Source organism: Flavobacterium sediminis (genome assembly GCF_003148385.1).
Classification (GTDB): Bacteria; Bacteroidota; Bacteroidia; order Flavobacteriales; family Flavobacteriaceae; genus Flavobacterium; species Flavobacterium sediminis.
This window is the reverse complement of sequence record NZ_CP029463.1, coordinates 136,890-149,476: the sequence shown is the minus strand read 5'-3', so window position 1 is coordinate 149,476 and position 12,587 is coordinate 136,890. Positions and strand designations below refer to the sequence as shown.

Annotated in this window: 15 protein-coding genes; 14 read left to right on the top strand and 1 reads right to left on the bottom strand. The window is 34.9% G+C overall.

What is annotated here, in order from left to right; genetic code table 11:
- The first annotated feature begins 8 nt into the window (after positions 1 to 8).
- From DI487_RS00715 to DI487_RS00690, 6 genes are all read left to right on the top strand, one after another.
- Entirely contained in the window at positions 9 to 884 is an 876-nt protein-coding gene (locus DI487_RS00715; RefSeq protein WP_109567944.1) for a PorP/SprF family type IX secretion system membrane protein, read from the top strand.
- Between the two features lie 309 nt (positions 885 to 1,193).
- Positions 1,194 to 1,799, top strand: coding sequence for a CpXC domain-containing protein (locus DI487_RS00710; RefSeq protein ID WP_109567943.1), 606 nt, complete (start codon positions 1,194 to 1,196; stop codon positions 1,797 to 1,799).
- 218 nt (positions 1,800 to 2,017) lie between these two features.
- On the top strand, positions 2,018 to 2,161 hold the full coding sequence (locus DI487_RS00705) for an alpha-amylase (protein ID WP_109567942.1): 144 nt from the start codon (positions 2,018 to 2,020) through the stop codon (positions 2,159 to 2,161).
- A 55-nt stretch (positions 2,162 to 2,216) separates the two neighbouring features.
- Positions 2,217 to 3,038 (top strand): hypothetical protein, encoded by an 822-nt coding sequence (locus DI487_RS00700; RefSeq protein ID WP_109567941.1) that lies wholly within the window; start codon positions 2,217 to 2,219, stop codon positions 3,036 to 3,038.
- 280 nt (positions 3,039 to 3,318) lie between these two features.
- A complete protein-coding gene (locus DI487_RS00695) occupies positions 3,319 to 3,930 on the top strand; it encodes a hypothetical protein (RefSeq protein WP_109567940.1) in 612 nt (203 codons plus the stop codon).
- A 41-nt stretch (positions 3,931 to 3,971) separates the two neighbouring features.
- Positions 3,972 to 4,607, top strand: a complete 636-nt coding sequence (locus DI487_RS00690; protein WP_146193344.1) for a matrixin family metalloprotease — start codon at positions 3,972 to 3,974, stop codon at positions 4,605 to 4,607.
- Positions 4,608 to 4,819: 212 nt separating this feature from the next.
- On the opposite strand, the gene mnmE is transcribed toward DI487_RS00690, so the two are convergent.
- On the bottom strand, positions 4,820 to 6,211 hold the full coding sequence (gene mnmE, locus DI487_RS00685; protein ID WP_109567938.1) for a tRNA uridine-5-carboxymethylaminomethyl(34) synthesis GTPase MnmE: 1,392 nt from the start codon (positions 6,209 to 6,211) through the stop codon (positions 4,820 to 4,822).
- A gap of 154 nt (positions 6,212 to 6,365) precedes the next feature.
- Here mnmE and DI487_RS00680 point away from each other — a divergent pair, with 154 nt between their 5' ends.
- The 8 genes from DI487_RS00680 (at position 6,366) to DI487_RS00645 (ending at position 12,586) form a co-directional block, all read left to right on the top strand.
- A complete protein-coding gene (locus tag DI487_RS00680; RefSeq protein WP_109567937.1) occupies positions 6,366 to 6,959 on the top strand; it encodes a DUF1684 domain-containing protein in 594 nt (197 codons plus the stop codon).
- A complete protein-coding gene (locus tag DI487_RS00675) occupies positions 6,959 to 7,612 on the top strand; it encodes a TatD family hydrolase (protein ID WP_109567936.1) in 654 nt (217 codons plus the stop codon). Before DI487_RS00680 ends, DI487_RS00675 begins: the two co-directional genes overlap by 1 nt.
- 23 nt (positions 7,613 to 7,635) lie before the next feature.
- The gene (locus DI487_RS00670) at positions 7,636 to 8,373 is read left to right on the top strand and encodes a tRNA threonylcarbamoyladenosine dehydratase (protein WP_109567935.1); all 738 of its coding nucleotides are present in this window, start codon (positions 7,636 to 7,638) and stop codon (positions 8,371 to 8,373) included.
- A 15-nt stretch (positions 8,374 to 8,388) separates the two neighbouring features.
- Positions 8,389 to 9,075 (top strand): (d)CMP kinase, encoded by a 687-nt coding sequence (cmk, locus tag DI487_RS00665; protein ID WP_109567934.1) that lies wholly within the window; start codon positions 8,389 to 8,391, stop codon positions 9,073 to 9,075.
- A gap of 201 nt (positions 9,076 to 9,276) precedes the next feature.
- Positions 9,277 to 11,040 carry a 30S ribosomal protein S1 gene (gene rpsA / locus DI487_RS00660; RefSeq protein ID WP_109567933.1) on the top strand — a complete coding sequence of 588 codons (1,764 nt, stop codon included), beginning with the start codon at positions 9,277 to 9,279 and terminating at the stop codon, positions 11,038 to 11,040.
- A gap of 112 nt (positions 11,041 to 11,152) precedes the next feature.
- Positions 11,153 to 11,476: an ArsR/SmtB family transcription factor gene (locus DI487_RS00655; RefSeq protein WP_109570558.1), complete on the top strand. Its 324-nt coding sequence runs from the start codon at positions 11,153 to 11,155 to the stop codon at positions 11,474 to 11,476.
- Positions 11,477 to 11,494: 18 nt separating this feature from the next.
- Complete coding sequence (locus DI487_RS00650; RefSeq protein WP_109567932.1) at positions 11,495 to 11,968, top strand: DUF6428 family protein; 474 nt, start codon at positions 11,495 to 11,497, stop codon at positions 11,966 to 11,968.
- Positions 11,969 to 12,586 carry a class I SAM-dependent methyltransferase gene (locus DI487_RS00645; protein ID WP_109567931.1) on the top strand — a complete coding sequence of 206 codons (618 nt, stop codon included), beginning with the start codon at positions 11,969 to 11,971 and terminating at the stop codon, positions 12,584 to 12,586.
- The last annotated feature ends 1 nt before the right edge of the window (position 12,587 follow it).

Here is a 12,587-nt window from a genome sequence, read left to right as displayed (position 1 = left end):
TCAATAAAATGAAATTATATAAATTATTATTTTTAATACTATTGCTTTTAACATCATCATTAAAAGTTTTAGCACAAGCAGAACCGAGTTATTCTCTGTACCGATACAATACCAGTTTTTTTAACCCGTCAGCATTCGGACTTGATGAACGCGCTACGGTCAGAGCCAATTTCAGAAGTCAGTTCATCGGTATTGCAGAAGCACCTGAAACACAAAGCCTGAATTTGTCGGTCCCGGTTAATGACAAGATCAGCATTGGCGGAATTGTTATAGCAGACAAAGTGTTCATTGAGCGAACAACCTCTTTGTTCGGTAGTTTTTCTTATGCGTTAAAAATCAGCGAGTCTACGGATGTATTGTTCGGAGTTCAGGCAGGAGGAACATTTGTGAATATTGACTTTGAACGGTTGAATTTACCGGCAGATCCGTTCTTATCTCAGAACACCAATTATTTTAATCCGAACATAGGAGCCGGTTTTTATCTGAAGAACGACAACTATTTTGCGTCACTGTCTGTTCCCAGAATATTTGAAACGGATCGGGTAGCCGATAAGAACGGAATTGCCACGACTGCTAATAATAAAGCGCAGCTTTACATAAGCGGTGGTTATAATTTTACGATCAGCGATCAGATAAAGTTCATCCCCTCAACATTGGTTCGCTATTCGAGCGAAGAAACCATTACCGACGTAACGGGAACGTTTAACTTTTTTGATGTTCTCGATCTCGGAGCAAATTACAGAATAGACCGCGCTGTAGGAGGCTTATTCAATATTAAGATAAAAAACCGCTTGCAGTTGAGCTATGCTTTTGAATCGAATGTTACAAACATAAACAAGTATGAGAACGGAACCCACGAACTGGGAATATGTTTTGAATTTTAAAAATATGTTTTTCTCTTTTCGATAGAAAAAAAGGATAAAAAAGATAATTACCCCAAAAGGATCGTGCACAGGCTGATTCTTTTGGGGTTGTTTTTTAGGGCTTAAAAGGTGTTGGATAAAAGAAGAGAAGAATGCTCAATACAAAAATCAGATCAGATAAAGTTGAATTTGTACATTTTTACATCGGATAAAGAATAATTGTGTACAAATCCTATCTTTACAATAACAAATTTTCTGTTCTTACAGAAAAGAGGTATATATTTGGCAATAAGAAAAAGGGACACACTATTTTTAAATGGTAAAAACAAGATGAGTTTATTTAAAGTTATACAGGAAAACTGCCCGCATTGTAATGCTATACAAGAGATCAAATATTATCAGACAGTCAATGTTACATTGGAACCCAATTTAAAAGAAGAGGTTTTAAGCGGGACACTGAATAGTAAAAAGTGTACTAACTGTCGCAAAGAGATCACTATTTTTTCCGGACTGCTCTATCACGATATGGAGAACCGATTAATGTTTGAAGTAAAAGTTTCAGATGAGCAAGATGAGCGGAAAGCAGAAACCCTGAATGAATTTAAGAAAAACGGTTATATATACCGGGAAGTCCATTCTTATCCTGAGTTAGTTGAAAAAATTCACATTTTCGACAACAAATTGAACGATCAAGTGGTTGAGAGTGTATCGAATAAGCTGAAAGCAATGTTAGATGAATCCCTTAAACAAGTAAAGGAAACGGATATAGAATTTAACGTCTTTTTTAAAAAAATAGAAAAAGGCCTTTTTAAGAAAAAGTTGGTTTTCTTTTGTTTCTCTCATCCGAGTCAAATAATGGAAATGAAATATGAGATAAAAAATCTCTCAGCAAACGAAAGAAAGGATCTGTATACTATTGACAGCTTAAGAGGCTGAAATGCGGTAGGGCAACACTTGAAAACCATTGAATAGAAAAAGGTTTGACGTTGTGATTCGGTAAACCGGAATGCTTCTATTTAGTTGTACCTGATTAAAACAGTATTTGATTTGTAATTGTTTGTTAAATAGTGTTTTATTTATCTAAAAGGGATTGTTTAGCATTTAATTTTAGCATACATTTATCTTTGTAGTATAATTTTTAAAATCGTAATGTTATGAGTACAACAAAAAATCACAATGCGGACAGTCACAATGCTAACAAAGGTACATCAGGTACAAATGAAACGTATCAGGCACAATTAGACAATCGTTCTAATCAATTAAACCCTAACAATCCGGAATATAAGGGTAAAAAATAAAAAGAAAAAAGGAGTTTTTGATTAATTTTATTAAAAACTCCTTTTTTGCATTCGTATGTTTTTAAAACTATATCATTTTATACAGTCCGAATTAACGTCGCTTTATAACGATCCGGATTTCCGATCGGAACTCTACCACATTGCAGGTGAAAATACGGAGCCGATAGGTTCATTAGAAGAGATCGGGAACACTTCAAATTATGTAGTAATCGATTTTAATTTTCTATTTAGTTGTGTTGTCACTGAAACATTGTCCGAATTGTTTAAAAGAAATAGTCAGACGGATAAAATTTCAAATTGGGTTATGCAGACAGATCTCAAAAAGGAAGAGTTAGGATATGCCTTAGAGAGATTAGATATCATAAAAGCAAAAATAGGACGTTATGTTTTCAATAAAATATTTAAGATTAAAAGATCGCAACGTTTGACCAAAGACTTATTGCTCAGGAAAATGGATACTGTTATCAAAGTTTCAAGAGACGAAATTGCAACAGAATTCGGAATTGAAAACAAAACCCTGAATCTATGGATTACTCAAATATACGGTTTTGATAAATTCAAAGATAAAGAGATCCGATTTTCAGAATATTTAGATTTATACATAAGGTGTTTTGTTTTTTCTGATGCAACATCATTTAATTTTGAGCACAACAGAAAGCATTTTCAAAATTTGTTCGATAAGAACAACAAGGAAATAAAAAGGGTTTATTCCAAAAAAGATATTATTGATCTATCTGATTCAGATTATAAAACAGCCAGAGCTCAAGTACTAGATCACAATAAACTGGAATTCTATGCTACAATGAACATCTTTCCCTATACATTGGCTCAAGAAATTATACAAGGAATGAACGGGAGAAATAGTTTAGAGGAGTGAATTCTAAAGAGCTAAAACATTACTTTACAATACAAAAATTAGCGATGGTAGTATTTACAGGATGTCGCAAACGGAGGTACAAAATTGACTACTAATTTTATTTTCGATTTTTTTATGAACAAAAGCAAAAATTACAACACTAGTGAACCCCCTTTTAATTTCTCCAATCAGGTTGATTTTATTTAAAAATTTAAATAATAAAACTTATTTTGAGCCGAATAGTGAATATTAATTTTAAAAGATATTCAAATTTGAAGTATATTGTTGAATTATAATTAGTATGGAAAATAAAAATATCACTGTTATAAAGTCAATTGAGGATTTCCCATCTGAAAGTGTATTGTTTAAATTAAATAGGGGAGATAAATTAATAATTTATTATGATAAGTTTAGTTCGCCAGAAAAGAAGACAAAAGCAGAAGAGTGGAAAGAAAGGTTTTTAGACTATTCGATTGAAATAGATACTGTTGATGAAAGTATCTCTATTTTTAAGAAAATTACTAAAGAAGAAGTTCTGAAAAATTTGAGTTTTTTTAAAAAATATGAGGCAGAATATAGAGAATTGGCTTCAAGCCTTTTTTTAGAACGAAATAAATTATTATTCAATAATAGAGATCTTAAACATATTGACCCAATAATGAGAAAAAAGTTTGCTAAAGGACAAATTTTAGATTGGAATTTTAATTTTTCAGGAAGTTATTATTCTTTTGAAAATAGGAAAAAAGAAGAGTTTATAACTGTGCCTGAAAACTTTAGAAAGGATACTAAGTTAGATTCTTATTGTTTTCCTAAATTTATTGAAGAGAATAGAGAAATAGCTAGTATTCTTCCAATTAAAATTTATTTTGGATATAAAGATTGGGAAAGGATTGTTAATATTATTTCAGAATAATTATTTCTAATTCATATTGGTAATATTGTAAGAAGCATGGTTTGAAAAAAAAATATTTTTTAAGTTTGATTTGCAGCGTAATGTTGCTGCTTTTTTCGGGTTGTACAAACAAAATCGATTCCAATACAGTTGTCTTATTAAAGCAGTATAAAGGACTTCCAAAAGCTGAATTAGATACAGCTAAATTGTGTCTTGAAAAGTTCTATGAGGTAAAGGTTCATATTAACGAAAATCAAGAATTGTATAAAGAAGCTTTTGTTCTAATTAAATCACCACGATACAGAGCAGATTCAATTATTAAATTTCAGAAAATGGATTTAAAAGATAGTATACAATACGTTTTAGGATTAACGAATAAAGATATCTCTACTACAAAAAGGGATAAAGATGGAAATATCAAAAAACCAGTTTACAAATACGAAGATTGGGGAATTATGGGATTAGCGTATTGTCCGGGTAATAGTTGCATAATTTCAACATTTAGAATCCAGTCTCCTAATAAAAGAATATATTTTAACCGTTTTAAAAAGATTATAGTTCATGAGTTCGGGCATAATTTAGGATTACCCCATTGTAATGATAAAAAATGTGTGATGACTGATGCTGTGGAATCTATAAAAACGATAGATAATGCTGACTTAGCCTTGTGTGAAAAATGTAAACGGGAATTAAGGTAAAGATCACTGATTATAGCACACAATTTTTACTAAATCAGCTTAGGTTTTAAAAAAGAACAAAAAGGTGTATTGATTTTCACTGCTTCAAATAATCAATCTATCCAATGCGCAGCCATTTTACCTATTCAGGAATTAGAGCAAATAGTACAATTATTAAATCAAAAATACAATTCTTGATGTTGGATAATTTTAGAATAAGCAAATTGTTTTAATTACTTCCCAATACAAAAATTAGCAAAAATATTACCTAGTAATTCATCATTGGTCACTTCGCCCGTAATCTCACCAAAATAATGTAATGCCGAGCGGATGTCGATCGCCATTAAGTCCGATGAAATACCGGCATTTAAACCCCATTTTACTTTTTGGATCTCTTCCAGTGCTTTTAACAACGAGTCATAATGACGCGTATTGGTAACAATGGTTTCATTGTTGCGCAAGGCACCTGTATTCACAAACGAAAGCAAAGCATTCTTCAGTTCGTCAATACCCTCTTTATTTTTTGCGGAAATGAATAGACTATTCGGAATTTGAGATCTCAGATCCGAAATCAGTTCTTCCGACAATAAATCTTTTTTGTTAAATAAAACCAACAGTGCTTTTTGCGGGTATTTATTTTTGATACGCTCGGCTTCATTTTTAAGAGGTTCTAAGCTATCAACTGTTAGCTGAGAACTGTCAACCAAAAAAAGGACAACCTGAGCCTGTTCGATCTTTTCAAAAGTCTTCTGAATCCCGATGCTTTCCACATGATCTTTTGTTTCTCGGATTCCGGCCGTATCGATGAATCGGAAACCAATACCGTTGATGACCAATTCGTCTTCAATGGTATCACGGGTCGTTCCGGCAATGTCCGAAACAATAGCGCGTTCCTCGTTCAGCAAGGCATTCAATAAAGTCGATTTCCCTACATTGGGTTCGCCCACAATTGCTACCGGAATACCATTTTTAATCACATTCCCCACAGCAAACGAATCGATTAAACGCTTTAAAACAAATTCAATGCGGTTTAAGAGTTCATGAAAAGCCGTTCTGTCTGCAAATTCTACATCTTCTTCGCTAAAATCTAATTCCAATTCAATTAAGGAAGCAAAATTGAGTAATTCTTCACGCAATTTGGCAATCTCATTACTAAAACCACCACGCATCTGCTGCATGGCAATCTGGTGACTCGCTTCATTATCGCTGGCAATAAGGTCAGCTACAGCTTCTGCTTGTGATAGATCCAGTTTTCCATTCAAAAAAGCGCGTAAGGTAAATTCACCTGCCTGAGCCATTTTGGCTCCTTTACGAAGCAATAATTGAATGATCTGCTGCTGGATGAAAGTAGAACCGTGACAGGAAATTTCAACCACATTTTCGCCGGTATACGAATGTGGTCCTTTAAAGATAGATACTAAAACCTGATCGTAAACCTTTCCTTCGTCTGTAATATGTCCTAAGTGGATTGTATGCGTCTTTTGTCGGCTCAGTTCTTTACCGGAAACCGATTGAAATACTTGTGCCGCAATAGCAATAGCCTCTTTACCCGACAGGCGGATAACAGCAATAGCACCGGCACCGGAAGGTGTAGCCAAGGCAACGATAGTTTCTTGTGGAATCATAGCTTTTTAATCTTACCGCAAAGATACGAATAGAATTGAGAAGTTGGTCAGGAGGAATAAGGTGTAATACAATGGAAGTCACTCTCGGGGTATACAGTATACCATAAATTGGACAGAAAGCGTAAAATTCAGTATTTTTGCTGAAAAAATATTCATGTATAAGATCATCATAGCCTTATTGGTTTCGTGCTATACATTTGCTCAGGAAAGCGAAATGAGGTCGGCTCAGGAATTTCAGGAGCATTTGAATGAAGAATTCAGAGATTCTGTTTCAAGTCCGTTAGAAAAGGAAGATTTAGTGCATTTTGAACAATTGGATTTTTATCCGGTTTCACAGGAATTCATAGTTCAGGCAACTTTTGTGCAAGTAAAGAATACAAAGAAGTTTAAGATGAGAACGTCGACTTCCCGAACTCCGTTGTATAAAAAATACGGAGAACTGCATTTTGAGTTAAACGGAAAGCAATTCGTTTTAAATGTATACCAAAATATAGAATTGAGTAAGAAACCGGGATTCAAAGATTATCTTTTTCTGCCCTTTTTAGATTTGACCAACGGAGAAGCAACGTATGCAGGCGGACGGTATCTGGACATGAGGATTCCGGAAACCGATACGGTAGTTATAAACTTCAACAAAGCATACAATCCGTATTGCGCCTACAATCACAACTATTCTTGTCCGATAGTACCCCGGGAAAACGATCTGGATATTGCTATTGAAGCAGGAGTAAAAAAGTTTCATGACTAATGCCGTTCATTAACCTACATACACATCAGTACACAGCTGATCCGGAAATTCTGGAAGTGGTTAACCAATACCCGTGGGAGTTTTCTGCGAAGATCCCTCAGTATTCCATAGGAATTCATCCGTGGTATATAAAGGAAGATCGCTTATCAAGTGATCTGCAGCTAATAGAAGAGAAATTAAAAGACGAAAAATGTCTGGCATTGGGAGAATGTGGTTTAGATAAGCGAATTGAAATTCCGTTATCGCTACAAACGGAAGTCTTTCAACAGCAGATAGAATTGGTACAGCAAACAACAAAGCCTATTATTTTACATTGTGTAGCGGCTTATCAGGAACTCATTGCTATTAAAAAAGAAATGGATATTCAGAACCCGATGATCGTTCACGGTTTCTCAAAAAATGAGCAGGTCGCCAAAAGTTTACTAGATAATGGACTGTATCTTTCTTTCGGAAAATACCTGTTGCGTAATCCTGATTTAGAAAAGGTTTTTAAATTTGTGCCCGAAAATTGTTTTTTTTTAGAGACGGATACTATTGAAGAGGGGATTGCTCAGGTTTACCAAAAAGCGGCAACTGTAAAAAATTTGACAGTAGAGCAACTACAGCAACAAGTGATACAAAATTTTGAAGCGGTTTTCAAAAGAAATAAATAAAAAATAAATCAATAGAATAAGGTATGGCAAAGTGGCAAGAACGCGCAGAATTATTGTTTAAGCCGGAAGGGATGGCAAAATTGACAAATGCAAATGTAATGGTAGTAGGTTTAGGTGGAGTAGGAAGTTTTGCAGCAGAATTTTTAGCTCGCGCCGGAGTAGGGAATATGACTATTGTAGATGGCGATACGGTTGATATTACCAATATAAACCGCCAATTACCGGCATTGCACTCTACCGTAGATAAACCAAAGGTACAAGTAGTGGGTGATCGTTTACTGGATATCAATCCGGAACTCAATTTAACCCGTGTTCAGGAATTTCTTTCTCCGGAAAGAGCGTTTGAATTGGTTACTCAGGATTTTGATTATGTACTGGATTGTATTGACAGCTTAACACCTAAGTTGAATTTGATCCTGGCAGCCAAAAGAAAAAAAGTAAAGATCATCAGTAATATGGGAGCCGGCGGAAAGTTTCTGGCAGAAAAGGTAAAGGTTCGCGACATTAGTAAAACCGATTATTGTCCGTTAGCCAAACAAGTGCGCAAACGCTTAAAGAAAGAAGGGATTTCCGGTGGCGTGAAAGTAGTGTATTCAGATGAACGACCGGATTACGATAGCGTAAAAATGACCGACGGGACCAACTTTAAAAAGTCGTTTTACGGAACGAATAGCTGGATGCCGGGATTGTTCGGACTGCATGCAGCACAAACGGTTATTCTGCATATTTTAAAAAAGAAAGACGTTAAAGAAAGCGAATAGCTTTTATATTCAGATATGAAAAAGATCATTATTGCAATCGACGGCTTCTCGTCGACCGGAAAAAGTACCTTAGCCAAACAGTTAGCTAAAGAATTAGGATATGTTTATGTAGATACCGGAGCGATGTACAGAGCCGTGACCTATTTTGCCATGCAAAACCATTGGGTTTTTGAAGAGTATTTAGACAAAGAGCAGGTCGTTCAAAACCTGAATAAAGTTCAGTTGCGTTTCCAGTTCAATGACGCTTTGGGATTTGCTGAAATGTATTTGAATGGTGAAAATGTTGAAAAAGAGATCAGAACTCTGGAGGTGTCCCAAAAAGTAAGCCGTATAGCTGAAATTTCGGAAGTACGTGCTAAATTAGTACAACAACAACAGGAAATGGGGCAGGATAAAGGAATCGTAATGGATGGCAGAGATATAGGAACGGTTGTATTTCCGGAAGCAGAGTTAAAAATTTTCATGACGGCATCGGCAGAGACAAGAGCTGAGAGAAGGTATAAAGAGTTGTTAGAAAAAGGACAAACGGTAACGTATGAAGAAGTATTGGAAAATGTGGAACAACGGGATTATATTGATACGCATCGTGAAGATTCACCTTTAGTACAGGCTGAAGATGCTGTTGTGATCGATAATTCAGATCTGACCCGTGAAGAGCAGTTTGCAAAAGTTATGGAATTGGTCAAACAAAAAATAAGCTAACAAGTTTAGAATAAGAGCGGTAATAAAACTTTTTTTTAAAAATAAGTATTTGGATTTCAGAAAAAATGACTATCTTTGCACACCTTTTTGGCAGAGTAGAGTTTCCGATTGGGTATCAAGTAATTATGTAAAAAACACTGTTGTGGTTTAATCTGCAAATTGAAACTCAAAAAACCCGGCATACAAATTTTTTTAATCAGCATGGCTGAAATTAACAAAACACAAGAAGAGTTTTTAGCAAACTTTAACTGGCACAATTACGCAGAAGGTATTGATGCGGTAGATGAGAAAAACTTGCAGGAATTTGAAGATTTAGTAGCAAAAACTTTCGTATCTACTGACGATCAAGAAGTTGTAGAAGGAGTTGTGGTAAGAATTACAGATAGAGACGCAATCGTTGATATCAATGCTAAATCAGAAGGTGTTATTTCTTTAAACGAATTTCGTTACAATCCTAACTTACAAGTTGGTGATAAAGTAGAAGTTTTAATCGACGTTCGTGAAGATAAAACAGGGCAATTAGTATTGTCTCACAGAAAAGCCAGAACTATCAAAGCATGGGATAGAGTTATCGCTGCTCATGAAACTGGTGAAATCGTTAACGGTTTCGTTAAATGTAGAACTAAAGGTGGTATGATCGTTGACGTATTCGGAATCGAAGCATTCTTACCAGGTTCTCAAATTGATGTTAAACCAATCCGTGATTACGATCAATACGTAAACAAAACTATGGAATTCAAAGTGGTTAAAATCAACCACGAATTCAAAAACGTTGTGGTTTCTCACAAAGCGCTTATCGAGGCAGATATCGAAGAACAAAAGAAAGAAATCATTGGTCAATTAGAAAAAGGACAAGTATTAGAAGGAGTTGTGAAAAACATCACTTCTTATGGTGTGTTCATTGACTTAGGTGGTGTTGACGGATTAATCCACATCACTGACTTATCTTGGTCTCGTATCAACCACCCAAGCGAAGTATTAGAATTAGATCAAAAATTAAACGTTGTAATTTTAGACTTTGATGATGAGAAAACACGTATCCAATTAGGTTTAAAACAATTACACCCTCATCCGTGGGATGCTTTAGATACTAACTTACAAGTTGGAGATAAAGTAAAAGGTAAAGTAGTAGTTTTAGCGGATTACGGTGCTTTCATTGAAGTTGCTGACGGTGTTGAAGGATTGATCCACGTTTCAGAAATGTCTTGGTCTACTCACTTAAGATCAGCTCAGGATTTCATGAAGATCGGTGATGAAGTAGAAGCGGTTATCTTAACTTTAGACAGGGATGAGCGTAAAATGTCATTAGGTATCAAACAATTAACTCCGGATCCTTGGACTGATATCACTACTAAATACCCAGTAGGTTCTCGTCACACAGGAACTGTTAGAAACTTTACTAACTTCGGTATCTTCGTTGAATTAGAAGAAGGTGTTGATGGTTTAGTGTATATTTCTGACTTATCTTGGACTAAGAAAATCAAACACCCGTCTGAATTTGTTAACGTTGGTGATAAATTAGACGTTGTTGTATTAGAGTTGGATGTTGAAGGACGTAAATTGTCTTTAGGTCACAAACAAACTACTGAAAACCCTTGGGATAAACACGAAGAAGCTTTCGCTGTAGGTACTATTCACAATGGAACAATTGCTGAGATCGTAGACAAAGGTGCTACTGTAGATTTCGGTGATGATGTAGTTGCTTTCATTCCGTCTCGTCACTTAGAAAAAGAAGATGGTAAAAAATTGAAAAAAGGAGAAACTGCTGACTTCAAAGTAATTGAGTTCAACAAAGAATTCAAAAGAGTAGTAGCGTCTCACACTGCTATCTTCCGTGAAGAAGAAGAAAAAGTAGTTAAAGAAGCTGCAGCGTCAACTTCATCTAACACAGTTGAAAAATCAACTTTAGGTGATATCGATGCTTTAGCAGAATTAAAAGCTAAAATGGAAAAAGGAGGAAACTAATTTTTCCTTTTCTAATAAATTAAATCCCGCATGATTCATGCGGGATTTTTTTTTTGCCTAAATTTTTTTATTCAATTATTATATCGTAATATTGCAATATAATAATTTAACTATGGGAGCTTCAAAAGCCGATTTTTTTACCAAAGAACAAAATGATTTAGCAGGTTTATTCAAAGCCATGTCGCATCCGGCGCGTATTGCTATTATTCAGTATTTATTGAGTGTAGATAGCTGTATTTGCGGTGATATTGTGAACGAATTACCATTGGCGCAGCCAACGGTTTCGCAGCATTTAAAAGAGTTGAAGAATGCAGGTGTTATTCAGGGAAATATAGAGGGAACAGCGATTTGCTATTGCTTGAATCTGGAAACTATGCAGAAGATCCAGCATTACTTTGGTGAAATATCAAGTAAACTACAAAAGAAATGTTGTTAATTTTAAAAAACATAAAAAATGAAATTATCAGAATTTAGAACAGCTTTAGAAACGATAACTGAATTTACTATTCAGTTACCTGACGGAACTTTCGTTCCGAACCATTTTCATATTACAGAAATGGGATTGTTGAGTAAGAATTTTATCGATTGCGGAAATACCATTCGTGAAGAAAAGTTGATCACGTTTCAAGTTTGGTTTGCCGGCGATCTGGAACATCGTTTAACGGCTGATAAGGTGTTTAAGATCATTAAAGCCTCTGAGAATTTGTTCCAAGAGCAGGATCTGGAATTGGAAGTGGAATATCAAATGGAACAAACCATCGGGAAATTTGGTTTGGCTTTTGAAAACGGAATCTTTAAACTGACTAAAAAAGAGACTACTTGTTTAGCATCTGATCATTGTGGCATACCACCGGAAAAAATGAAAATTTCTTTAAAAGACCTGGAAGCCAAAACAAGTTGTTGTACACCAAATTCCGGCTGTTGTTAAATGGAGCTTTCGAAGAAAGAACATTGGGAAAATGTTTTTGCTACAAAGGCTGTAAATGAAGTGAGTTGGTACCAACCCAATCCTGAAACTTCTTTACAGCTTTTTGAAAGGTATGGTATTGATAAAAAAGCTAAAATAATCGAGATTGGTGGCGGTGACAGTTATTTGATAGATCATTTGTTGCTTTTAGGTTACGAAGATCTGACGGTTTTAGATATTTCTGAAAAAGCCATTGAAAGATTAAAGACAAGATTAGGCGATAAAGCTAAAAATGTAAATTTTATAGTTTCAGATGTGTTAGATTTTCAACCGACAGAACGTTATGATGTTTGGCATGATCGCGCAAGTTTTCATTTTCTAACGGAAACCAATGATATTCAGAAATATGTTGATTTAGCTTCCGAAGCCTTGACACAAGACGGATTTTTATTTTTGGCAACCTTTTCTGCCAATGGTCCGTTGAAATGCAGTGGATTGACCGTTACGCAATATGATGAACCTAAAATAGGACTTCTTTTTCAAAACAATTTTCAGAAACTAAACTGTTTTACAACGAACCATCAAACACCGTTTGATACAATTCAAAATTTTATTTTTTGTTCCTTCCAAAAGAAATAAT